17 protein-coding genes are annotated in these 23,454 nt (G+C 60.9%); 2 read left to right on the forward strand and 15 right to left on the reverse strand.

All coding sequences use genetic code 11. The features are described 5' to 3' along the window. Window positions 1–95: 95 nt before the first annotated feature. The 7 genes from ACM530_RS08060 to hutC all read right to left on the reverse strand — a co-directional run bounded on the left by ACM530_RS08060 (window position 96) and on the right by hutC (window position 7,867). On the reverse strand, window positions 96–920 hold the full coding sequence (locus tag ACM530_RS08060; protein WP_416364559.1) for a quaternary amine ABC transporter ATP-binding protein: 825 nt from the start codon (window positions 918–920) through the stop codon (window positions 96–98). Next, window positions 917–1,768: an ABC transporter permease gene (locus ACM530_RS08065; protein ID WP_416364560.1), complete on the reverse strand. Its 852-nt coding sequence runs from the start codon at window positions 1,766–1,768 to the stop codon at window positions 917–919. The genes ACM530_RS08060 and ACM530_RS08065 overlap by 4 nt, the downstream gene beginning before the upstream one ends. A 72-nt stretch (window positions 1,769–1,840) precedes the next feature. Next, entirely contained in the window at window positions 1,841–2,806 is a 966-nt protein-coding gene (locus ACM530_RS08070; protein WP_416364561.1) for an ABC transporter substrate-binding protein, read from the reverse strand. Window positions 2,807–2,875: 69 nt separating this feature from the next. Further along, window positions 2,876–4,333: a purine-cytosine permease family protein gene (locus tag ACM530_RS08075; protein ID WP_369301660.1), complete on the reverse strand. Its 1,458-nt coding sequence runs from the start codon at window positions 4,331–4,333 to the stop codon at window positions 2,876–2,878. 192 nt (window positions 4,334–4,525) lie between these two features. After that, the gene (gene hutU, locus ACM530_RS08080; protein WP_094949334.1) at window positions 4,526–6,196 is read right to left on the reverse strand and encodes a urocanate hydratase; all 1,671 of its coding nucleotides are present in this window, start codon (window positions 6,194–6,196) and stop codon (window positions 4,526–4,528) included. Between the two features lie 403 nt (window positions 6,197–6,599). After that, on the reverse strand, window positions 6,600–7,160 hold the full coding sequence (locus tag ACM530_RS08085; RefSeq protein ID WP_106577489.1) for a HutD family protein: 561 nt from the start codon (window positions 7,158–7,160) through the stop codon (window positions 6,600–6,602). Continuing rightward, window positions 7,157–7,867, reverse strand: coding sequence for a histidine utilization repressor (hutC, locus tag ACM530_RS08090; RefSeq protein WP_232000148.1), 711 nt, complete (start codon window positions 7,865–7,867; stop codon window positions 7,157–7,159). Before hutC ends, ACM530_RS08085 begins: the two co-directional genes overlap by 4 nt. Before the next feature lie 147 nt (window positions 7,868–8,014). Between hutC and ACM530_RS08095 the strand changes: the two genes are divergently transcribed. Further along, on the forward strand, window positions 8,015–9,379 hold the full coding sequence (locus tag ACM530_RS08095; protein WP_145159914.1) for a formimidoylglutamate deiminase: 1,365 nt from the start codon (window positions 8,015–8,017) through the stop codon (window positions 9,377–9,379). A gap of 127 nt (window positions 9,380–9,506) precedes the next feature. On the opposite strand, the gene ACM530_RS08100 is transcribed toward ACM530_RS08095, so the two are convergent. The 6 genes from ACM530_RS08100 to ACM530_RS08125 all read right to left on the reverse strand — a co-directional run bounded on the left by ACM530_RS08100 (window position 9,507) and on the right by ACM530_RS08125 (window position 19,127). Beyond that, window positions 9,507–10,076 (reverse strand): lipocalin family protein, encoded by a 570-nt coding sequence (locus ACM530_RS08100; protein ID WP_145159912.1) that lies wholly within the window; start codon window positions 10,074–10,076, stop codon window positions 9,507–9,509. Between the two features lie 30 nt (window positions 10,077–10,106). Next, a complete protein-coding gene (locus ACM530_RS08105; protein ID WP_017849914.1) occupies window positions 10,107–10,361 on the reverse strand; it encodes a hypothetical protein in 255 nt (84 codons plus the stop codon). A gap of 176 nt (window positions 10,362–10,537) precedes the next feature. After that, window positions 10,538–11,548, reverse strand: a complete 1,011-nt coding sequence (locus ACM530_RS08110; RefSeq protein WP_053253909.1) for a class 1 fructose-bisphosphatase — start codon at window positions 11,546–11,548, stop codon at window positions 10,538–10,540. A gap of 96 nt (window positions 11,549–11,644) precedes the next feature. Continuing rightward, on the reverse strand, window positions 11,645–12,988 hold the full coding sequence (locus tag ACM530_RS08115) for a DUF3999 domain-containing protein (RefSeq protein WP_416365084.1): 1,344 nt from the start codon (window positions 12,986–12,988) through the stop codon (window positions 11,645–11,647). Further along, complete coding sequence (locus tag ACM530_RS08120; RefSeq protein WP_416364562.1) at window positions 12,988–16,506, reverse strand: DUF2339 domain-containing protein; 3,519 nt, start codon at window positions 16,504–16,506, stop codon at window positions 12,988–12,990. The genes ACM530_RS08115 and ACM530_RS08120 overlap by 1 nt, the downstream gene beginning before the upstream one ends. A 170-nt stretch (window positions 16,507–16,676) precedes the next feature. Then, window positions 16,677–19,127: a glycogen/starch/alpha-glucan phosphorylase gene (locus ACM530_RS08125; protein ID WP_262208047.1), complete on the reverse strand. Its 2,451-nt coding sequence runs from the start codon at window positions 19,125–19,127 to the stop codon at window positions 16,677–16,679. Between the two features lie 236 nt (window positions 19,128–19,363). On the opposite strand from ACM530_RS08125, the gene ACM530_RS08130 reads away from it, so the two are divergent. Next, window positions 19,364–19,798 carry a YkgJ family cysteine cluster protein gene (locus tag ACM530_RS08130; protein WP_017529542.1) on the forward strand — a complete coding sequence of 145 codons (435 nt, stop codon included), beginning with the start codon at window positions 19,364–19,366 and terminating at the stop codon, window positions 19,796–19,798. A gap of 186 nt (window positions 19,799–19,984) precedes the next feature. Here ACM530_RS08130 and typA read toward each other — a convergent pair whose 3' ends face one another. Both typA and thiI read right to left on the reverse strand, forming a co-directional pair. Then, on the reverse strand, window positions 19,985–21,805 hold the full coding sequence (typA, locus tag ACM530_RS08135) for a translational GTPase TypA (RefSeq protein ID WP_032890153.1): 1,821 nt from the start codon (window positions 21,803–21,805) through the stop codon (window positions 19,985–19,987). A gap of 139 nt (window positions 21,806–21,944) precedes the next feature. Continuing rightward, complete coding sequence (thiI, locus tag ACM530_RS08140) at window positions 21,945–23,399, reverse strand: tRNA uracil 4-sulfurtransferase ThiI (RefSeq protein WP_106577484.1); 1,455 nt, start codon at window positions 23,397–23,399, stop codon at window positions 21,945–21,947. Window positions 23,400–23,454: the final 55 nt, after the last annotated feature.

Here is a 23,454-nt window from a genome sequence, read left to right on the forward strand (position 1 = left end):
GCAAGCCCCCTTCCACCTTTGAAGGTGTTCACAGTTCAACCTGTGGGAGGGGACTTGCCCCCGATAGGGCCCGCAGCCTCACCACACAATCGGGCTCAGACCACCGCCGCCCGCCGCTGAACAAACCGGTCCACATACTCATCCGCTGGCGAATGCAGAATCTCGCGCGGCGTGCCGACCTGGATCAGCTTGCCGTCCTTGAGGATCGCGATGCGGTTGCCGATACGCACGGCTTCGTCGAGGTCGTGGGTGATGAACACGATGGTTTTGTGCAGGGTCTTTTGCAGCTCGAGCAACTGGTCCTGCATCTCGGCGCGGATCAGCGGGTCGAGGGCGCTGAAGGCTTCGTCCATCAGGATGATGTCGGTGTCGGCTGCCAAGGCGCGGGCCAGGCCCACACGCTGGCGCATGCCGCCGGACAGCTGGTGCGGGTATTTGTTTTCGTAGCATTTGAGGCCCACGGTTTCGATCCAGTGCAGCGCGCGCTCGGCGCACACCTGCTTGGTTTCGCCGCGCACTTTCAGGCCGTAGGCGACGTTGTCGAGCACGCTCTTGTGGGGCAGCAGGCCGAAGCTCTGGAACACCATGCTGATCTTGTGCCGACGGAATTGGCGCAGGGCTTCCATGTCCAGTTGCAGGATGTCTTCGCCGTCCACCAGAATCGCGCCGCTGGTTGGGTCGATCAGGCGGTTGAAGTGACGCACCAGCGTGGATTTGCCCGAGCCCGACAGCCCCATGATCACGAAGATCTCGCCGGTGCCGATGCTCAGGGACAAGTCGTTGACGCCGACCACGCAACCGGTCTCGGCCAGTACCTGATCCTTGGTCTTGCCTTGGCCAACCATGGCCAGAGCGTCCTTGGAACGGTTGCCGAAAATCTTGAAGACGTTTTTAACTTCAATTTTGCTGACAGTAGTCATTTGCTCGCCTCATGCCGTGGACGACCATAGGCCTGGGTAATGCGGTCGATGACCACTGCAAGAATCACAATCGCCAGCCCGGCTTCGAGGCCACGGCCGACGTTGAGGGTCTGGATGCCGACGAGCACGTCTTCACCCAAGCCACGCGCGCCGATCATCGAGGCGATGACCACCATCGATAACGCCATCATGGTGGTCTGGTTGATACCGGCCATGATGCTTGGCAGCGCCAGCGGCAGTTGCACGCCGAACAGTTGCTGCCAGCGGTTGGCACCGAAGGCGTTGATGGCTTCCATGACTTCGCCGTCGACTTGGCGAATGCCTAGGTCGGTCAGGCGAATCAGCGGCGGCGCGGCGTAGATCACCGTGGCGAAAATCGCCGGCACCTTGCCCAGGCCGAACAGCATCAGCACCGGGATCAGGTACACGAAGCTCGGCATGGTTTGCATGATGTCCAGCAACGGCATAAGCACCGAGCGCAGGCGATTGCTGCGCGCCGACAAGATGCCCAGCGGAATGCCGATCAGCACCGAGATCACCGTGGCGACCATCATCAGCGCCAGCGTCTGCATCAGCTTGTCCCACAGGCCAACCGCGCCCACCAGGAACAGCAGGCCGACGATCACCGCCGTGGTCACTACCTTGCGGGTGGCATGCCAGGCGATGCCGCCGACGATGATCAGCATCAGCCACCAGGGCGCCGCGCGCAGCAACCCTTCCAGGTTGACGATGGCCCACAGCAGGGTGTCGGAGATGTGCCGGAACACATCGCCGTAGTTGGTGACCAGTGAGTCCACCCAACCGTTAACCCAGTCGGCGATGGAAAACGTAAAACTCTCAGGAAACATAGCGTGCTCTCGATCCAGTGGGTTGTGGCCGGGTGTCCGACGAGCCCCTCAGGGTAGTCGGACACGCTTGACCTACAAGGCCGCGTCGATTTTCTTGGCTGCGTCGTCGCTCACCCATGCGTGCCAGACTTCAGGATGTTCCTTGAGGAAAATTTTCGCCAGTTTTGGCGACTCAATTCGCTCTTTGGCCATGCGGCCCAGGTTCTGGTTGAGCAAATCGATCGGCAGGTTGACCTTCTCCAGCACAGCCACCAGCTCTGGCGCTTGCTCGTGGAAGGTCTTGGACAAGCCGACCTTGATGCTCACGCTTTTATCCACACCGGGCTTTTCTTGCAGCTTGACTAGGTCGACCTGGCCCATCAGCGGCGTCGGCGACCAGTAGTAGAACAGGATCGGCTCGCCACGCTTGTAGCTCGACAGCACCGCCGCATCCAGCGCCGGGCCGGTGCCTGGGCGGAAGTTGGTGTAGGTGCTTTCCAGGCCGTAGCTTTTGAGCATTTCGCTGTTGTCCAGCTCACAGGTCCAGCCGGCCGGGCAGTTGTAGAAACGGCCTTTGGAAGGTTCTTCCTGGTCCTTGAACACCGAGGCGTATTTGGCCAGGTCAGCGATGTTTTTCAGGTCCGGCGCCTTGGGTTCCAACTTGCGCTTGGCGTCGCCTTCAATCACGTAACGTGGCACGTACCAGCCTTCGACGGCACCGACAACGGGCGCGCCGACGCCGACGACTTTGCCGGCCTTCTCGGCCTTGTTCCAGACTTCGCTGCGGCCGACCCACTCTTCGGCAAACACTTGGATGTCGTTGCTGCTCAGGGCGTTTTCCATGGTGATGGAGTTACCCGGCAGGCTGTCGGTTTTGCAGTCGTAGCCTTTTTCCAGCACGGTTTGCAGGATGTCGGTGAGCAACATGCCGCTTTCCCAGTTCAGGCCTGCGAACTTCACAGGCTTACCGGATTCGCACCAACCGGCCGCCTGTGCGCCAGCGGAGGCGAGCAAGCCTGCAGAGAGCAGCGTGGCCAGCAGGGTCTTATTCATTTTCATTGTTGTGACGCTCCCAATCTTGAAATGGATTACGGCAGTCAGTAGGCATCCTGCCCTGTCCACGTCCCATCAGGCTTGTGCGGCCAGCCCGTTTGTCGTTGGTATAGCGCCCTGCTCTACCGGCAGGATCAGGTGTTCAGGAATTGCGCTGTGCCACTTTTTCGCGGCCCAGTAATACAGCGCAGCGGGCACCACCAGGCCGATGATCCAGGAGATATCGGTGTCGCCAAGGCTGGCGACCAGTGGGCCGGTGTAGAAATGCGTGGAGATGAACGGCATCTGGATCAGCACGCCCAGCACGTAGATGCTGATGCCCATCCAGTTCCAGCGGCCGTAGCGACCATTGGGGTTGGACAGCGCCGGAATGTCGTAGCGCTCTTTGGTGATGCAGTAGAAGTCCACCAGGTTGATCGCGCTCCACGGCGTGAAAAACGCGAGCAGGAACAGGATGAACGCGGAGAAATCCTTGAGGAACGAGTCCTTGCCCAGCAACGCGAGTGCGGCGGCAATCGACACCATCAGGAAGATGTACAGCAGGCGTACCGCACTCGAAATGTGCCGGCTGCCACGAAAGCCGCTGATGATGGTCGCAATCGACATGAAGCTGCCGTAGGCATTGAGCGTGGTCACCGTGACCTTGCCGAAGGCGATGCTGAAATACAGCAGCGCCGCGACAATGCCGGTGCCGCCCAAGCCGACAATAAACGACACTTCGTGGTGGGCGAATTGCGCACCGGCCAGGGCCGCCGCGAACACACCGAACACCATCGACGCCTGCGCCCCGATCACCGAACCCAGGCCAACCGCCCAGAAGGTTTTCGACGCCTGCGTACTGCGCGGCAAGTAGCGGGAGTAGTCCGCCACATACGGGCCGAACGCGATCTGCCAGGACGCCGACAACGAAATCGCCAACAGAAAACTGCTCAGCGAAAAATGCTTGTTGCCCAGCAGCGCACCGACATCGTTTGCGGCGAGCAATTTGTAGAACAGGTAGATGAAGGCAACCACGCCAAGCACGCTGGCGACGCGACCAATACCGTGGATCACGCGGTAACCGAAGACGGTGAACACCATGATCAGCCCGGCGAACAGCACGATGCCGACCCAGTCTTCGACGTGCAGCAGCTGCGCCACCGCCTGCCCCGCCAGCAGCGAGCCGCTGGCCGAAAAACCGATGTACATCAGGCACACCAGCACCAGCGGGATCACCGCGCCATACACGCCAAACTGCACGCGGCTGGAAATCATCTGCGGCAAGCCCAGTTGCGGGCCTTGCGCCGCATGCAGCGCCATCACGCCGCCGCCCAGCAGTTGACCGATCAACAGACCGATCAACGACCAGAACACATCACCGCCCAGCACCACGGCCAAGGCCCCGGTAACAATCGCAGTGATTTGCAGGTTGGCACCCAGCCACAGGGTGAACTGACTCAATAGACGACCGTGTCTTTCCGCTTCCGGGATGTAGTCGATCGAACGCCTTTCGATCAACGGGGTGGTGCTTGCACGTGCGTCATTTGCAGCCATGTGTGTTCAACCTCTGATGGATTGTTTTTCGGTGGTGCGGGTGAAACAGGTTTTGTGTAAACAGCAGGGCAAATGTGGGAGCTGGCTTGCCTGCGATGGCATCCCCTCGGTTCTGCCGAGAGACCGAGTCGCCCGCATCGCAGGCAAGCCAGCTCCCACACAAACCCACTCCCACAGGAACCTGGCCGTTCGTTACTTGATCATCGGCAGATTGAGGCCCTGTTCCTTGGCGCAGTCGATGGCGATCTGGTAACCGGCATCGGCGTGACGCATCACCCCGGTGGCCGGGTCGTTGTGCAGCACGCGAGCAATGCGCTCAGCTGCTTCGTCGGTGCCGTCGCAGACGATCACCATGCCCGAATGCTGCGAGAAGCCCATGCCCACGCCGCCGCCGTGGTGCAGCGACACCCAGGTTGCGCCGCTGGCGGTGTTGAGCAAGGCGTTGAGCAGTGGCCAGTCGGACACGGCGTCGGAACCGTCCTGCATGGCTTCGGTTTCGCGGTTCGGGCTGGCAACCGAGCCAGAGTCGAGGTGGTCACGGCCGATCACCACCGGCGCGGACAGCTCGCCGCTGCGCACCATTTCGTTGAACGCCAGGCCCAGCTTGGCGCGCTGGCCCAGGCCAACCCAGCAGATCCGTGCCGGCAAGCCCTGGAAGCTGATGCGCTCGCGGGCCATGTCCAGCCAGTTGTGCAGGTGGGCGTCGTCGGGGATCAGCTCTTTGACTTTGGCGTCGGTCTTGTAGATGTCTTGCGGGTCGCCGGACAGTGCAGCCCAACGGAACGGGCCGATGCCACGGCAGAACAGTGGGCGGATGTAGGCCGGCACGAAACCTGGGAAGGCGAAGGCATCTTCCACGCCTTCTTCCTGCGCCATCTGGCGGATGTTGTTGCCGTAGTCGAAGGTCGGGATGCCTTGCTTCTGGAATTCCAGCATGGCTTTGACGTGCACGGCCATCGACTGCTTGGCGGCCTTGATTACAGCAGCTGGTTCGGTCTTGGCGCGGGCGCGGTATTCGTCCCAGGTCCAGCCGGCCGGCAGGTAGCCATTGAGCGGGTCGTGGGCGCTGGTCTGGTCGGTGACCATGTCCGGGCGCACGCCGCGCTTGACCAGTTCCGGCAGGATTTCCGCCGCGTTACCCAGCAAGGCGATGGAGATGGCCTTGCCTTCCTTGGTGTATTTGGCGATGCGGGCCAGGGCGTCGTCGAGGTCGGTGGCTTGCTCGTCGACATAGCGGCTGCTCAGGCGGAAGTCGATGCTGACCTGCTGGCACTCGATGTTCAGCGAGCAGGCACCGGCCAGGGTTGCCGCCAACGGCTGCGCGCCGCCCATGCCGCCGAGGCCGGCGGTGAGGACCCAGCGGCCGGTCAGGTCGCTGTTGTAATGCTGGCGACCGGCTTCGACGAAGGTTTCGTAAGTGCCTTGGACGATGCCCTGGCTGCCGATGTAGATCCAGCTGCCGGCGGTCATCTGGCCGTACATGGCCAGGCCCTTGGCATCCAGCTCGTTAAAGTGTTCCCAACTGGCCCAGTGCGGCACCAGGTTGGAGTTGGCGATCAGCACGCGCGGCGCGTTGCTGTGGGTCTTGAACACGCCGACCGGCTTGCCGGATTGCACCAGCAGGGTCTCGTCGTCATTCAGGTTGGTGAGGCTTTCGACGATCTGGTCGTAGCACTCCCAGTTGCGCGCTGCACGGCCGATACCGCCGTACACCACCAATTCTTTCGGGTTCTCGGCCACTTGTGGGTCGAGGTTGTTCATCAGCATGCGCAGCGGCGCTTCAGTCAGCCAGCTTTTGGCGGTGAGCTTGTTACCGCGAGCGGCACGGATTTCGACGTCACGGTACTTTGTAGGCTTGGTCACAACAGACTCCTCGGCGATCGATGCGCGAACATTGATGGTGCGAAGGAGAGTCTTACGCACACATCTTTACTTGTACATACAAGCATATGCAATCAAGCGGCCAACTTTGCGGGTGAGCTGTTGGGAATTTTTTGGAAGGCGTGTGTAAGCCTTGAAAATTAAGGCTTGGAGGTTTGGTGAAATTTCTTACAGAGGCGTTTTTTTGCGAGGGAGATTGTTCACAACAACGCGGCATTGCGCCACGTTGGGGCGTTCGGTAACAAATTGGTGCGGGACTGGAAACAGATTCTGTGAGCGCCACAGAAGCAAATGTGGGAGGGGGCTTGCCCCCGATTGCAGTGCATCAGCCAGCCCAACGGGTACTGATACACCTTAATCGGGGGCAAGCCCCCTCCCACATTTTTTAACCGCGTGCGGTCAGTTCGATGACGCAGCAGCGGCCACTGACCGAGAGGTCCAACAGGCCAGTGTTACCGTCCACCTGCAGACAATCGTGATGCCCCAGCTTCTGGTCCAGCACCTTCACTTCATCCGCCACGCTGAACACCAGCACCGTCTGCGCCGTCGTGAAAAACCGCTGCACGCCATCAATCCACTGAAAGCGCGCCTGATAACGCTGCGGCGAATAAATCAGGTTGAAATCGCGGATCGGCCCGGTGATCAAGCGGCACGAAACCTCGCTTTCACCGCTGAACGCAAAGGGCTGCAGCGGCAACAAACCACGCTGCTCTTCGCCATCCACGGTCAGGACCATGCCTGCGCCCTTGATCACAGTGATCACGCGCTGGTAGCCGGCGAAGGTGGAAAACCCACCCGACTCGGCGATATCGGCAATCGACAGGCGCCAGCCGAAGCCATCCAGGCCGGTGCCGGCGTCACGGGTAATTTCTTCGGTGCTGCCGCCGCCGTTCTTCCACGGCATGCGGATGTAATCGGTGGCGCGCCAGACTTTCACTGCACTCATTTACTGAAACGTCCTTCCAGGCTATGGCGGGAACCGGGGTGGATCAAACGCGCGGCGGTCACCGGCTGGCGACCGGACCAGGTACGCCGACGAATCAACAGGCACGGCTCGCTTGGCTCGATCTGCAGCAGCTTGCACTCCTCGGCATCGGCGAGGATCGCTTCAACCACGTGCTCGCCTTCGGTCAGCGGCGCAACCTGGTTGAGGTAGGCATATGGCGTTTGCTGGGTGAAGTCCTGCTGCAAGTAATCCGGCGCCACCAGGGCGTTGACGAAACGGTCTTCGATTTGCACCGGAATGTCGTTTTCAAAGTGCACGATCAGCGAGTGGAATACCCGCCCGCCTTCGCGCATTTCCAGGGCGACGGCGCGCTCGGAGCCTGCGGCCTCTTCGCACAAATGGATGACCTGGCAGGTATGCCGATGGCCGCGGGAGGCGATCTCATCGGCAATGTTGTGCACTTCAAACAGCGCCGACTGGCTCTTGGGCTCGGCGACAAACGTGCCGACGCCTTGCATGCGTACCAGCAACCCTTCGGCGGTGAGTTCGCGCAGGGCGCGGTTGATGGTCATGCGGCTGAAGCCCAGCTGGCTGACCAGCTCGCTCTCGGACGGCACGCGGTAATGCGGCGGCCAGTTGCCGTTGAGGATCTGCTGGCTGATCATCTGTTTGACGCGGGCATACAAGGGCGCCGGACTTTCGTCCATGTGGGCAGCCAGCGAAGACTTGGCAGGCGGAGTCGGCACAGGGAATCCTTGCAGGGGGAAAAGATGCATAGATTGCCGGAGTTTACCGAGCAGGCAAACGTCTGTATATGTATATACAAATAAACACACGACCGGGGTGCCTTGATCATGTCCGCTTTCTTTGCCGAACGCGCGCTGCTGCCTAATGGATGGGCCAACGATGTACGCTTTGAAGTCAGCGCCGATGGCGTGCTGACCCACGTTGAGCCCAACGCCAGTGCAGACGGCGCCGAACGGCTCAGAGGCCCGGTGTTGGCGGGCATGCCAAACCTGCATTCGCATGCATTCCAGCGCGCCATGGCGGGCCTGGCGGAAGTGGCCGGCAACCCGAATGACAGCTTCTGGACCTGGCGCGATCTGATGTACCGCATGGTCGGCAAGATCAACCCGGACCAGCTCCAGATCATCGCGCGCCAGCTGTATATCGAGATGCTCAAGGCCGGTTATACCTCGGTGGCCGAATTTCACTACGTGCATCACGACGTCAGCGGCCAGCCGTATGCCGACCGCACGGAGCTGTCGCGGCAGATCAGCCAGGCGGCCGCCAGCAGCGGGATTGGCCTGACGCTGGTGCCGGTGCTCTACAGCCATTCCGGGTTTGGCGGCCAGGCGCCGAATGAAGGCCAGCGGCGGTTTATCAACAGCACCGAGAACTACCTGGACCTGCAAGCGCGCCTCAAGCCAATCCTCGCCGCGCAACCGGCGCAGCAGTTGGGCCTGTGCTTCCACTCTCTGCGCGCCGTCACGCCGCAACAAATCAATGACGTCCTGGCTGCCAGCGACAAGACGTGCCCGGTGCATATCCACATCGCCGAGCAGCAAAAAGAAGTCGATGACTGCCTGGCCTGGAGCGGCAAGCGCCCGTTGCAATGGCTGTATGACAACGTTGAGGTGGATGAGCGCTGGTGCCTGGTGCACGCCACTCACGCTGATGCTGACGAAGTGGCGCGCATGGCCAAGAGCCGCGCGATTGCCGGTCTGTGCCTGACCACCGAAGCCAACCTGGGCGACGGGATTTTCCCCGCAGTCGATTTCCTCGCTCAAGGCGGGCGCATGGGAATCGGTTCCGACAGCCATGTGTCGTTGAGCGTGGTGGAAGAATTACGTTGGCTGGAATACGGCCAGCGCCTGCGCGATCAACGGCGCAACCGCTTGTACCGCAGTGATCAACCGATGGTCGGCCGCACGCTGTTTGATGCCGCGCTGGACGGCGGCGCCCAGGCGCTGGGCCAGCCGATTGGTCGGTTGGAAGTGGGTAAACGCGCGGATTGGATAGTGCTGGACGGCAGCGATCCGTACCTGGCAACGGCAACCGAGGACGGGATTCTCAATCGCTGGCTGTTCGCCGGCGGTGATCGGCAAGTGCGCGATGTGCTGGTCAACGGCAAGTGGGTGGTGCGCGATGGCCGCCATGCCGGTGAAGAAGAGAGCAGCCGGGCATTCACGCAGGTATTGAGGGACTTGCTCGGCTAACCAACAACCCATAACAAATGTGAGAGCTGGCTTGCCTGCGATGCAGACACCTCGGTGTATCAGTTACACCGGGGTGATGCTATCGCAGGCAAACCAGCTCCCACATTAGATTGAGGGTGACCTCAGATTACTGCGAGGTTTTGGCCATCTGCTTGTCCGACGTACGCCAGATCAATCGCGTGGTGTCATACCCTTGCTGGCGCGCCCTGCTCAGCAGGTCTTCGCGGGTGTCGGCATTCACCGTCGGCGTACGTGACAATATCCACATGTAACGCCGGCTTGGGCTGCCGACGATGGCGGTCTTGTAGTCATCGCTGACATACAGCACCCAGTAATCGCCCTTGGCGACGCCCGGCAGCAGCGCCGTGAACCAGTTATTGAATTCCACCCAAAGCTTGTCGGTCTTGCCTGGCACTTGCGGCGTGGCCGTGCCCTTGGCTTCTTCCCACTTCCATTCAGGCGTCAGGCAGCGGTTGAACACCGACATGTCGCCATCGGGCAGCAGCGTGTAGCGGGCTTCGGACTGCGCGCAGTTGCGCTGGAAGTACATGGGCAATCGGGCCAACTCATACCAGGTGCCCTGGTAGCGCTTGAGGTTGACGTTGCTTGCTGTCTTGGGTTGCAGATCATCGCCAGAATGGCTGGCGCAGCCTGCCAAAAACAGGCTGGCACAAAGGCAAAAAACAAAACGCATCATTCTTCTTCTCCCGCAGGCTCGCGCCCCGGTTTACTTCAGGCCTTGCCCGGAAAACATCAAAACTTTGTCACCGGCATATTGAACGCTGATAAAGCTGTTTTTATCGCCCCAGGTGCAACTGGACATGCCCAGTGCGCCAGAACAATCGGTCGGTTTGCCCAGCAGCGACTCCACCTCAGCCTTGGCCATGCCAGCCGACAACTTCGCGTAATTTTCTTGGTTGACCTTGCTGCAAGCGGCCAATAGCACGCAAAAAGCAAGCAGGGCGAGACGGCGTAACGACATGGAAAAACTCCTGGAGGGACGAAGCAGCTTGGGTATCTGCCAGAAGCTTAGAAGGGAAAAGAGGTGTCTGGTTCCCGATGAGCAAAAACAAAAAAGCCCCGAAAACGCTGAAACGTTTCGGGGCTTTTTCAACAGTGAACAGCCTCACAACATCGCGGATAAGTTATCGCCGCGTCTTACTTCTTGTGGTAACCGGTCACGCGCTCAACTTCTTCTTTGGAGCCCAGGAACACCGCCACGCGCTGGTGCAGGCCTTCGGGCTGGATGTCGAGGATGCGCTGGTGACCGTCGGTGGACGCGCCGCCCGCTTGCTCAACCAGGAAGGACATCGGGTTGGCTTCGTACATCAAACGCAGCTTGCCAGGCTTGGACGGCTCGCGGCTGTCACGCGGGTACATGAACAAGCCACCACGGGTCAGGATACGGTGCACGTCAGCTACCATCGCGGCGACCCAGCGCATGTTGAAGTTCTTCTTCAGCGGGCCTTCTTCACCTGCCATCAACTCGCCGACGTAGCGAGTCACCGGCTCTTCCCAGTGGCGCTGGTTGGACATGTTGATCGCGAATTCCTGGGTAGAGGCAGGAATAGTGATGTCTTCGTGAGTCAGCACGAAGCTGCCCATTTCACGGTCCAGGGTGAAGCCTTTGACGCCGTCGCCCAGGGTCAGCACCAGCATGGTCTGTGGGCCGTAGATCGCGTAGCCGGCAGCCACTTGCTCGGTGCCTGGCTGCAGGAAGGCCTTTTCGTTCAGGGCTTCGTTCTGGCTCAGGTATTCGTTCGGGCAACGCAGTACCGAGAAGATGGTGCCGACCGGCGCGTTGATGTCGATGTTGGACGAACCGTCCAGTGGGTCGAACACCAGCAGGTAGGCGCCTTTCGGGTATTTGCCCGGGATCTGGTAGGCATTGTCCATTTCTTCGGACGCCATGCCGGCCAGGTGACCACCCCATTCGTTGGCTTCGAGCAGGATCTCGTTGGAGATCACATCGAGCTTCTTCTGCACTTCGCCTTGGACGTTTTCAGTGCCCATGCTGCCCAGAACACCACCCAGTGCGCCTTTGGACACGGCGTGGCTGATTTCCTTGCAAGCACGCGCCACCACTTCGATAAGGAAGCGCAGATCGGCAGGCGTGTTGTTGCTGCGGGTCTGCTCGATCAAATAGCGACTCAGGGTAACGCGGGACATGTAAGGCTCCGGAGAATGGGGGGCTTAAAAACCCGCGCAGTTTAACGCGAGTCGAGGGTTATTTCCTCTAATCAGAGGATTTAACGCCAATAGAGTTCACGGTTTGGCCGCAGGCGCACGCAACAAACTGTAGGCCATCGCCCCCAGCGCCGCCACACCCAACAGGAGCACGGCCCACAGGCCGAGTTTCTTCCAGTCGGTGCCCACTTCGGGCAATGCGGCAACGCTGGCGCTTTTAACCACAGCGTCACCGCTGACCCTGGCCTGGCCCAGCGTCTTGAGGCGCTCGGCGCTGTAGTCGGGAATCAAGGTCGACAAGGGCAGGTTTGCCGCCTTGACCGCGCCATTGCCCAACGCCAGGGTAAACGGCGGCTCACCCCGCGCCAGAAATACCAACTGCGTGGCGCGCACGGCAAAACGCAGGGCTGGCGCCTCAACGCCCAGGCCACCGCCGCGCTCATCCACCTGCAATTTAAGCTCGCCGACAGCCACTCCCGGCAGTTGCAACTCATCCTGCACCACGTCCTGGCCATTCTGGGTCAAGTGGTACAACACGCCATTGCTCAGCGGCTGCCAGGCTTGATTGGCGTCACGGCGCCCCGCCAAGGTGACGGGCGCCAGGGTGTTCGGCTGCTTGAGCTCGATGCGCAGACGCTCGACATGCAGCCCCGTCGGCAACTGCCAGCTGTACTCCCCCGCCTTGAGCCGCGCACCCGACAATGGCTGCGACCACACCAATGGCATCGGCAGGCTGCTGCTGGTGGCGCTCACCAGCTTGGCCGAGGTCAGCGTCGGCGCGACCTGGCCCTGACACACCAGGCGCAGGTAACGCGCCGGTTGCCCCGGCAAACTTACCTCGTGTTGCTCGACACGCTCGTCGGCAAACGACAGGCGTGCCACCTGGCCATCGCCCCACGACTCCCAGTGCTGCAAGTCGTCGCTGGCCTCAATGCTGAAACGCTGGAAACCGTCCTGTTCGCGGCTCCAGTCCAGGCTCAATTGCTGCAACGGCGCCTTGATCGCACTGGCGTCCAGCACCCAGCCGCGCAGCACTTGCTTGCCCGCCTTGGACGGGCGCACTTCGAGCAGCGTGCCTTCGGCGGTGGATTTCATCACCACATCCGGCACGCTTTCGCGCGTGTCGGCGGCGTACAGCGGAAACCACTTCACGTCGGTCACAGTGCGGCTTTCAGTGCGTTGCGCAGATTGGCGTGACAGCGCGTAGGCCTGCGGCTCACCGGCGGCATTGAACACGCGCACATCGCCGAGATCCGCCTGGCGCGCGCTCAGTTGCACAGACAGCGGCAGCTCCAGGCGATACCAAGGGCCGCTGCCACTCACCGCCAGCGGCACTTGCGTGGTGAAGTCGGCAGGCGTTTCCAGCGCCCACACCGACGACGTCATACACACGCCCACCGCGATCACGCTCAACTTACCGATCAAGAGGATGCTCCTTCAGTTTCCAACACAGGTTCGGCACGCTTGGGCGGCAGCGGCGCAAAGTAACCCACCACCAGCAGCAACCCACCCACGCCGATAAACGACACGATCCGCGCCAGCCCGCCACGGTTGCTCAGCTCGACGAAGAACAGCTTGGCGACCACCACCGCAATCAGCGCCGCACCGATCAACCACACTTCGCGGCGATGGCGCAGATGGCCGCCGATCATCAGCCCGAGGGCGATCAGGGTCCAGACAATCGACAGGCCGGCCTGAACCAGCATCGACTCCAGCAACGCCTCCGGATGGAACGGCACGCCCGCCCAATGGTGGGCAGCGCGCATCACCAGGGCCGTGAAAAAGGCAAACAGCGAAACCCCCGCGACACCTTGGGCGATCAGCTCGGCACGTGGACCGCGCTGCGGCGCTACGCTGCGCGACCACAGGTAAATACCCAGCAACGCGAACAGCAGGCCCAGGTCCAGAGGGCTGAGCAGCGGCACATACGGCAGCGGTTTGGCCGTACCGTCGCTGAAGATATTGGCCAACCAGAACCAGCCGAGCATCAACACCGCCAGCGGCAACGCGGCGAGCACACGGTATTCACGCGGATACGCCGACACCGGCCATGGCCAGCGGCGTGGCGCAGCCGCCAACACCAGGTACAGACTTGGCAGGATCGCCCAACCCAGCCAGCGCCAGGCGTTGTATTCGCTCGACAGCAGCAACAGGCCATAACGCAGCTCCAGCGCCAGCACGCCGATCAGCATCCAGCAGCCGAGTACGTGAGCGATGCTCAGCACGTTGCTCGGCACCACCGCCGCCAAACGCCGTAGCGAAATGAAATGCACCACAAACACCGCCAACCAGGCCAGCCAGCCGTACTGCGCTGCCGGATGGTAGTAGTCATCGGCTGAGGCCAGCAACACCACGCCCGCCGCCGGCATCAGCAAGGCGCATAACATGCCCAGCGACGCCCAGCGCAAACGTTCGGCCAGCAGCGCCCAGATCGCCACGCTCACCGCCGCGATGCCGAGCAAAAATGGCCCTTGCAGCGCCTGCGGGATAAACCGCAACACTTCACCGATCAGCGCCAGCGTCCACCAGGCCGCGCCCCACACCAGCAGCAGGTCAGACAGGCGTTGCAGTTTCAACACGGCAAACACCGGCGCATGCGGCTCACGCTGCAAGCGCCAGGCGCCGACCAAGGCAGCCAGGCCCAACACCATTGGCGTCCAGAAACCGCTGTGCGCCAAGGGGTGCAAGCCTTCGCTGCTCAACGGCCCAAGCAGCTGTGGCACCGCCAACAGGAACGAAGCGCCGCCGATCAGTTGCAGCAGCAACCCAAACACAAAACTCACGCGTTGTTGCAGGTACAGGCTCAACCAGATGATCAGCAAACCGCTGGCTGCCCAGACGCCGCTGGCGCTTTCCCACGGCAGCACGAACAGCACCGCGAGGTTGATCAGGACCAGACCGGCTAGCAGCACCACCGACAGACCGCGCAGCAGGCCTACGTCGCTGCGCACCTTGTCGTCGCGCGCGGCCAGCAGCATGCCGCCGACCAACGCCAGGCCGATCAGCGAGGCGGTCAACAAACCGCTCCAGCCCGCACTGAATACCGCCGCCCCGTTACCGCCCTGCAAGCGCAACAGGAACAACGCGCCACCGAGCAATTGCACGCCAAACGCGGTGAACAGGAAGGTGCGCGAGCCGATGCGCAGGCCGACAAACAACGTCACAAGACCCGCGATTGCCCAACTGATGGCAGTGCCTTGGGTCAGCAGCAGCAACGGTGCAAGCAGGTACAAAAAGCTCAGGCCCAGGCTCGCCAGCACGGGCAGGCCTTTGCGCTCCCAATCCGCCGCCTGCTCGGTCGACGCCTTGCGCAACTGATTAAAGCTGAACAACAGCGCCGCACCCAGCAACAGCGCGCCCAATGGCGCACCGTCAAGCAAGGTCAGTTCGCCTACGCGCAGTTCGCTGAGGAACGCCAGCGCCGAGCCCAATTGCAGCAACAGGCCGAACGCGCGCGCCAGTGGCCGCTGCTGACGCAAGCCGAGCCAGAAAATCCCCGCGCCCTCCACCGCCCACGCCGCAGCCGTCCAGCGTGCGTCGAGGCCCAGCGGAATCGCCAAACTGGCAAAGATCACGCCCAACGCCAGGCAGGTTTCCGCCAGCAGCAAGGCGCGCCCGCCACGCAGCCATTGCGCCAGCCCCATGTAGAGAATGCCAAGGCCCAGCGCACTGAATGCGGCGGCAAATTCCAGGTGCTGCACCAGCGCGAACTGCACACCAAAGCCCACCAACGGGGGGCCGAACAGCATGCTGCCGTCGACGTAATCACCCTTGGCCGCCGACCAGCGCAGCAGCGCACCCCGGCTGTCGTCTTCGGGTGCGTCGCTCATCTCAAGCAGTTTGCGCCGGGCGAACAACAGGCCGATGGCCAGGTACATCAGGAAAAACAGGATCAGGAACGGCTCGGTGCTCCACAGCAGTTCCGGTGTGTAGGAACGCATGCCCCAGGCGAAACCAATGCCGAAAGTACCCACGAACCCGATTAGGTTGAGCAAGCGCCAGGCCTTGAACCAGGCGATGGCCAAGATGCCGGCGTTGAGCAATGCGAAGTAGCTGAACAACGCCACGTGATTGCCGGCGCCGGTTGACGTGAGAATCGGCGCGGCAAAGCCACCCAACGCCGCCGCGCACGCGAGGCCAAGGGCATCCTGGGTGATCGCCAGGATCGCCGAGAACACCGTGACCGCCACCAGCAGGCCCAGCGCGGCGCCCGGGTCGATCAACGGGTGCAAACGCATTGCGGCGAACACCGTCAGGTACAACACGGCAATGCCGGTGCCTTGCAGCATCAGGCCGTAATTGCTGTTACGCAGCCGCAACCACCACCCCAGGCCCAACAGGCCGATGGCGGCAGCGGCAACCCCGGCGTAACGCAACTCGATCGGCACCACCACGCCTTCGGTGGCATAGCGCAGCAAAAAGGCCAGGCCCAGGAACAACAACACCACGCCGACGCGCAGCACGGTATTACCGCCAAACAGCCAATTGCGCGCGCCACTGATGGCGCGCTCGATCAGGTTGGGGCCGCGGGCAATAGCAGGCTCTTTAGGTTCTGGCGTCGGCGCTGGGGCCCAGACGTCATCCGACAGCGGCTGGCTCGCCTCGGCAACCACGGCGACAGGCGCCAGTTCGGCGGGCAGCTCCCAGACAAGTTCGGGCTTTGCAACGACAGCAGGAGGTTCAGGCACGGAGGGTTCGACAATCACGCTGTTCGTCGGCGCGGGCACCTCCAGTTGCCGCAGGCGCTCACCCAGCGCAATCAGCGCCTTTTGCGTGGTTTCCAACTGACGCGCCTGCTGGTCCGCTTGCGCCGACAGCTTCGCCAGGCGAATGGCCTGACCAATGCCCAAACCCAGCAGCGCACCGATACCCGCGTCACTGAACGACTCATCGAGTGTCCAGCCGAGCACCAGGCCAATCAGCATGAAAATCCATTGCATGGTTGATATCCCTAAGCAGCCCGAGGCGGGCAAACCGGGGCCCAGTATATCGACGCGGGGCCAATGTGGGAGGGGGCTTGCCCCCGATAGCGGTGTGCCAGTCGACATATCTGCAAACTGGCAATTCGCTATCGGGGGCAAGCCCCCTCCCACATTTTGTATTGCGGTGGTTAGTCGAGCGCTTTCCAGATTTCGGTCGCGTACTCCCTGATGGTGCGGTCCGAAGAGAACCAACCCATGCGCGCCGTATTCAGCACCGCTGAACGCCACCATGCCTTGGAGTCATGCCAATGCGCCTCGACCCGCGCCTGGGCGTCCCAGTAGGAGTCGAAGTCGGCACATACCAGGAAGCGGTCGTAATCGATCAACCCGTCGATCAGGCCCACATAGCGGCCGGGATCATCCGGCGAGAACACCCCGCCCCGAATCGCTTGCAACACGTCGTTGAGACGATGGGAGGCAGCAATTTCCGGCCCGGCGTTGAATTCGCCAGCGTGCTTGCGGGCTTCGACCTGCTGAGCACTGAGGCCAAAAATGAACATGTGATCGGCGCCTACGCGCTCGTGCATCTCTACGTTGGCGCCGTCCATGGTGCCGATGGTCAGCGCGCCGTTGAGGCCGAACTTCATGTTGCTGGTGCCCGAGGCTTCAAAGCCGGCCGTGGAGATCTGCTCCGACAAATCCGCCGCCGGAATGATGCTTTCCGCCAGGCTGACGTTGTAGTTGGGCAGGAACACCACCTTGAGCAAACCGCGCACGGTCGGGTCGTTGTTCACGGTGCGGGCGATGTCGTTGGTCAACTTGATGATCAACTTGGCCTGGTGGTAACTCGCCGCAGCCTTGCCGGCGAAGATCTTCACCCGTGGCACCCAGTCGGTGCCCGGCTCGGCGCGGATCGCCTGGTACAACGCGACGGTGTGCAGCAGGTTGAGCAGTTGGCGTTTGTATTCGTGGATGCGTTTGACCTGCACGTCGAACATCGCCGCCGGGTTCACTGAAATACCCAGGCGCTCATGGATGATCTCGGCCAGTGCACGCTTGCTGTGCAATCGCTGATCGGCAAAGGCTTTACGGAAGGATTGCTTCTCGGCGAAGGTTTCCAGCTCCGTCAGGCGCGTTTCCATGGTGTCGAGAATGTCCGGCCCCAGCGCGTCCACCAGCATATCGGTGAGCTTGGGGTTGGCCTGGTACAGCCAGCGGCGGAAGGTAATGCCGTTGGTTTTATTGTTGATGCGCTCCGGGTACAGCTTGTGCAGCTCGGAGAACACCGTGCTGCGCATCAGCTGGGTGTGCAGGCCCGACACGCCGTTGACGCTATGCGAGCCGAGGAACGCCAGGTTACCCATGCGCACGCGGCGGCCGTTGTCTTCTTCGATCAGCGACACGGCGCGCAGCACGTCGAAGTCGTGAATGCCCTTGGCCCGCAGCGAGTCGATGTGCTGGGCGTTGATCAGGTAGATGATCTGCATGTGCCGCGGCAGCATGCGTTCCATCAAACCTACAGGCCAGGTTTCCAGCGCTTCGGGCAGCAAGGTGTGGTTGGTGTAGGAAAGGGTTTCAACCGTCACGTCCCACGCCGCTTCCCACGGAATGTCATGCAGGTCGACCAGTTGGCGCATCAGCTCGGCGACGGCAATCGAGGGGTGCGTGTCGTTGAGCTGGATGGCGGCGTGTTCGCCCAGGCTCAATACCGAGCCGTGCATGTTTTTGTGGCGGCGCAGCAGATCCTGCAGCGAGGCAGAGACGAAGAAGTATTCCTGGCGCAGACGCAGTTCCTGCCCTGCTTCGGTGCTGTCGGCCGGGTAAAGCACACGGGAGATGCTTTCGGCGCGGGCGACTTCGGCGACGGCGCCCAAGTGGTCACCCGCGTTGAAACGCTCCAGGTGCAAGTCTTCCACGGCGCGTGCACGCCACAGGCGCAGGGTGTTGACGCTGGCACCGCGCCAGCCGACGACGGGGGTGTCATAAGCCACCGCGCGCACGGTTTCATTCGGCGACCACACTTGGATCATCTTGCCGGAAGCGTCCGCCAGGGTTTCGACGCTGCCGCCAAAACCGATGGGGTAAATCACCTCGGCCCGTTCGAATTCCCACGGGTTGCCAAAGTCCAGCCAGCGCTCGGTCTGCTCCTGTTGCCAGCCATCGACGATCGCCTGGCGAAACAAACCGTGCTCGTAACGAATGCCATAACCGTGGCCGGCAATGCCCAAGGTCGACATGCTTTCCATAAAGCATGCGGCCAGGCGGCCCAGGCCACCGTTGCCAAGCGCCGCGTCGGGCTCCAGCAGGCGGATGCGCTCCAGGTCCACACCGAGTTCGGACAGCGCTTCGCGCGCGATCTCCAGCACGCCGAGGTTGCTCAGGCTGTCGTAGAGCAAACGGCCAATAAGAAATTCCAGGGAAAGGTAATAAACCCGCTTCTGGCCTTTGCGGTAAATGCGCCGCGTGTGGTCCATCCAGTGATCGACCATCTGGTCGCGGGCGGCCAGGGCAATGGCTTCGAACCAGTCGTGGTCGAAAGCGTGGTCGGGGTCCTTGCCCACCGCGTAGGTGAGTTTGGTCAAGACAGCATCGCGGAATGCGGCTACCTCTGCTTCTCGTGCAAGCGGTTCCTGAGACATCGGTGCGACCTCGGGCGAGATTGAAGGAGTTGCTAGAGCCTAGTCGGTCTGACAGACGGTAGACGCTCTGGTTCGGCAGTATTTTTACTCATTCACCTTTGTGGGAAATTGATGCAGGGGTCGTGCCCAATTGGTGCTTGAGCAGCCTTCGGGCTGAAAACCACAAAATATTGTTCAAAAAACCATCAATCCCGGTATGATCGCGCGCCCGGATACAGCCCCACCTTGGAACCCTGATGAAGCCTCAACTGATCGCCGCCGCGGAACTCGACCGTCTCGAGACCTGGCAGAAATATTCCGCCCACATGTGCGGTGGCTGCGTGTCCAGCTGCTGCACGCTGCCGGTTGAGGTGAAGATCAAGGACCTTATCCGCATTGGCATCGTCGATGAATTCGAGCGCGGCGACCCGCCCAAGAACATCGCCAAGCGCTTGCAGAAAGAAGGCATCGTCGAGCGTTTCAATTCCAAATCCGAGATTTTTACCTTGCAGCGCATGAGCAACAACGATTGCCTGTACCTGGATCGTAAGACGCGCTTCTGCACTATTTATGACAAGCGTCCGGATACGTGCCGCAACCACCCCAAAATCGGGCCGCGGCCGGGGTACTGCGCGTATAAGCCCAAGGAAGTGGTGCGCGAGACCAAGTTCAAGACGCTCGATAAGTTCTGATCCGATTTTTGTGGGGCTTTCTAAGGCCCCATCGGGGGCAAGCCCCCTCCCACATTGGAACGCATTTCAAAGGTGGGAGGGGGCTTGCCCCCGATAGGGCCGGTACAGCCACCACAAAAATTGCAGGCACAAAAAAACGCCCCCGGCCTTTCGACCGGGGGCGTTTTTCATTCAGCCTGAGTTAACTCAGTTCTTGGCTTTCTTGGCAGCGCGGGTACGCTCGCCTTCGTCCAGGATCTTCTTACGCAGGCGGATCGACTTAGGCGTGACTTCGCACAGCTCGTCGTCCTGGATGAATTCCAGGGCCTGTTCCAGGGTGAAGCGAACAGGTGGAACCAGAGCGATGGTTTCGTCTTTACCCGAAGCACGCATGTTGTCGAGCTTCTTGCCTTTGGTTGGGTTGACGCCCATGTCGTTGTCACGGCTGTTCAGACCAACGATCTGACCGTTGTAGATCTCTTGACCGTGTTCAACGAACAGCTTGCCACGCGCCTGCAGAGTTTCCAGGGAGTAGGTCAGTGCCTTGCCGGTTTCTACCGATACCAGAACACCGTTCTGACGGCCGGACATGTCGCCGGACTTCATGGTGTCGTAGCGATCGAAGATCGAGGTCAGGATGCCAGCACCGTTGGTCAGGGTCAGGAACTGGTTACGGAAACCGATCAGACCACGAGCAGGGATGTTGTATTCCAGACGCACACGGCCTTTGCCATCCGGCACCATGTTGGTCAGGTCGCCCTTACGCAGGCCCATCTCTTCCATGACCTTGCCCTGGGATTCTTCAGGGGTGTCGATGGTGACGTTTTCAAACGGTTCCTGCTTCACGCCGTCAACCTGACGGATGATCACTTCAGGACGACCAACGCCCATTTCGAAGCCTTCGCGACGCATGGTTTCGATCAGTACCGAGAGGTGCAGCTCACCACGGCCGGAAACCTTGAACTTGTCAGCCGAGTCGCCTTCTTCAACGCGCAGTGCAACGTTGTACAGCAGCTCTTTGTCCAGACGTTCCTTGATGTTACGGGACGTCACGAACTTGCCTTCTTTACCGCAGAAAGGCGAGTCGTTTACCTGGAAGGTCATGGAAACGGTTGGCTCGTCAACGGTCAGAGGCTTCATCGCCTCGACGTTGTCCGGCTGGCACAGGGTGTCGGAGATGAACAGCGAGTCCATACCGCTCACGCACACGATGTCACCGGCAAACGCTTCTTCAACGTCGATACGGTGCAGACCGTGGTGACCCATCAGCTTCAGGATACGGCCGTTGCGTTTCTTGCCGTCGGCGCCGATGGCGACAACCGGGGTGTTCGGCTTGACGCTACCACGAGCGATACGGCCAACACCGATAACACCCAGGAAGCTGTTGTAGTCCAGTGCCGAGATTTGCATCTGGAACGGACCGTCACGGTCAACTTTTGGCGCCGGTACGTTGTCGACGATCGACTGGTACAGCGGGGTCATGTCTTCAGCCATGTCGGTGTGTTCCAGACCGGCAATGCCGTTCAGGGCCGAGGCGTAAACGACTTTGAAGTCCAGCTGTTCTTCGGTAGCACCCAGGTTGTCGAACAGGTCGAAGATCTGGTCCAGAACCCAGTCCGGACGCGCGCCTGGACGGTCAACCTTGTTGATGCACACGATCGGACGCAGGCCGGCTTCAAACGCCTTCTTGGTCACGAAACGGGTTTGCGGCATAGGGCCGTCTTGAGCGTCAACCAGCAGCAGAACGGAGTCAACCATCGACATTACACGTTCAACTTCGCCGCCGAAGTCGGCGTGGCCCGGGGTGTCCACGATGTTGATGTGGTAGCCGTTCCAGTTGATAGCGGTGTTTTTAGCCAGGATGGTAATACCGCGCTCTTTTTCCTGGTCGTTGGAGTCCATCACGCGCTCGTCGTTGAGCTCGTTGCGCTCCAGGGTGCCGGATTGACGCAGGAGTTTGTCTACCAGGGTGGTTTTACCATGGTCAACGTGAGCAATGATGGCGATGTTACGTAGATTTTCGATCACTTGTGTATCTCGATCAGAGGATTCGGTGTGCTGACAGGTCGTGGCAGCGATTAACAGTAGAGTCAGGCCTTGCCGTTACAGCTTGACGGCAGAGTCGGGGGGCCGGTGACGCAGGCCACAGGCAAACAGCCCCGGGCTCTTAGCTCGGTCGATAAACGCGCACATTGGCATGCCCCTCACTGAGCAAATGGTGGGCATGCAGGCGACTCATCACGCCTTTGTCGCAATACAGCAGGTACTGACGGCTGTTATCCAGTTCCTTGAAACGCGCGTTCAATGCGTAGAACGGCAGCGTTTGCACGTCGATGCCAGCGATTTCCAGCGGCTCATCTTCGGCGGCATCCGGATGACGGATGTCGACGACAATCTGGCCGGCCAGGACTTCGCTGACTTCTTCGATTTGCACATCCTGGCCCAATTCGTCGATGACGCGATCGATCGGGACCATTTTGGCGTTCTCGAGCGCACGCTCCAGAATCGCCATGTCGAACTGTTGTTCTTCGTACTCCACGCGGTTGCGCTTGGCGTGGGTCTTGGGGTTCACCGAGATGACCCCGCAATATTCAGGCATGTGTTTGGCAAACGCCGCCGTGCCGATTTCTTCGGCCTGGTCGATGATGTCCTGCTTGTGACTGGCGATGAGCGGGCGCAGCACCAGCTTCTCGGTCACGCAGTCGATCAGCGACAGGTTCGGCAGCGTCTGGCTGGAGACCTGGGAAATCGCTTCACCGGTCACCAGCGCGTCGATCTGCAGCTGATCGGCAATCCGCGACGCAGCGCGCAACATCATACGCTTCAATACTACGCCCATATGACTGTTATCGACTTTGCCGAGAATTTCGCCCAGCACTTCCTCGAACGGCACGCTTACGAATAGCACGCGCTGGGAGCTGCCGTACTTCTTCCAGATAAAGTGCGCGACTTCCATCACGCCCAATTCGTGTGCACGCCCGCCCAGATTAAAGAAGCAGAAGTGGCTCATCAGGCCGCGGCGCATGATCTGGTAGGCCGCCACCGTGGAATCGAAACCGCCGGACATCAGTACCAGGGTCTGTTCCAGGGCACCCAACGGGTAGCCGCCGATGCTGTTGTGCTGGCTGTGGATCACAAACAACCGTTGGTCGCGAATTTCCATGCGCACTTCAATTTGCGGCGCTTTCAGGGAAATTCCGGCAGCGCCGCACTCGCGACGCAGCTTGCTGCCGACGTATTTCTCGACGTCCATGGAGCTGAAGGTGTGCTTGCCGGCGCGCTTGCAGCGCACCGAAAAGATCTTGCCTTCAAGCTCGCTACCGTAGTGCTGTTTGCACTTTTCGGTGATGTCGTCGAAGTCGCCCAGCGGGTACTCATCCACCTGCAGGAAATGCGCGATGCCCGGCATGCAGCTCAGGCGCTCAGTCATGTCCTTCAAGGCTTTGGCGTCGGTGACACGGGTTTCCAGCTCGAGGTTGTCCCACACGCCGTTCACCACCACAGCCGGGTCCAGGTCACGGAGCACGGCACGGATGTTCTTGGCCAACTGACGGATGAAACGCGTCCGTACCGGTCGGCTTTTGATGGTGATCTCGGGGAACACTTTAACGATTAATTTCATGGAAACAGCGCGCGCCGGGCCTGCTGAAAAAGGGGGGCGCGGATTATAGCGGAAA

Source organism: Pseudomonas sp. NFX183, assembly GCF_047943075.1.
In the GTDB taxonomy this organism is placed as follows: Bacteria; Pseudomonadota; Gammaproteobacteria; order Pseudomonadales; family Pseudomonadaceae; genus Aquipseudomonas.

Excerpts from the sequence above, each read along its gene's own strand:
- hutC (WP_232000148.1), bottom strand. The coding sequence starts at position 7,867 with ATGGACGAAAGTCCGGCGCCCTTGTATGCCCGCGTCAAACAGATGATC.
- ACM530_RS08060 (WP_416364559.1), bottom strand. The coding sequence starts at position 920 with ATGACTACTGTCAGCAAAATTGAAGTTAAAAACGTCTTCAAGATTTTC.
- ACM530_RS08105 (WP_017849914.1), bottom strand. The coding sequence starts at position 10,361 with ATGTCGTTACGCCGTCTCGCCCTGCTTGCTTTTTGCGTGCTATTGGCC.
- ACM530_RS08125 (WP_262208047.1), bottom strand. The coding sequence starts at position 19,127 with ATGTCTCAGGAACCGCTTGCACGAGAAGCAGAGGTAGCCGCATTCCGC.
- ACM530_RS08085 (WP_106577489.1), bottom strand. The coding sequence starts at position 7,160 with ATGAGTGCAGTGAAAGTCTGGCGCGCCACCGATTACATCCGCATGCCG.
- ACM530_RS08095 (WP_145159914.1), top strand. The coding sequence starts at position 8,015 with ATGTCCGCTTTCTTTGCCGAACGCGCGCTGCTGCCTAATGGATGGGCC.
- ACM530_RS08110 (WP_053253909.1), bottom strand. The coding sequence starts at position 11,548 with ATGTCCCGCGTTACCCTGAGTCGCTATTTGATCGAGCAGACCCGCAGC.
- ACM530_RS08120 (WP_416364562.1), bottom strand. The coding sequence starts at position 16,506 with ATGCAATGGATTTTCATGCTGATTGGCCTGGTGCTCGGCTGGACACTC.
- ACM530_RS08075 (WP_369301660.1), bottom strand. The coding sequence starts at position 4,333 with ATGGCTGCAAATGACGCACGTGCAAGCACCACCCCGTTGATCGAAAGG.
- ACM530_RS08100 (WP_145159912.1), bottom strand. The coding sequence starts at position 10,076 with ATGATGCGTTTTGTTTTTTGCCTTTGTGCCAGCCTGTTTTTGGCAGGC.
- ACM530_RS08070 (WP_416364561.1), bottom strand. The coding sequence starts at position 2,806 with ATGAAAATGAATAAGACCCTGCTGGCCACGCTGCTCTCTGCAGGCTTG.
- ACM530_RS08130 (WP_017529542.1), top strand. The coding sequence starts at position 19,364 with ATGAAGCCTCAACTGATCGCCGCCGCGGAACTCGACCGTCTCGAGACC.
- ACM530_RS08065 (WP_416364560.1), bottom strand. The coding sequence starts at position 1,768 with ATGTTTCCTGAGAGTTTTACGTTTTCCATCGCCGACTGGGTTAACGGT.
- thiI (WP_106577484.1), bottom strand. The coding sequence starts at position 23,399 with ATGAAATTAATCGTTAAAGTGTTCCCCGAGATCACCATCAAAAGCCGA.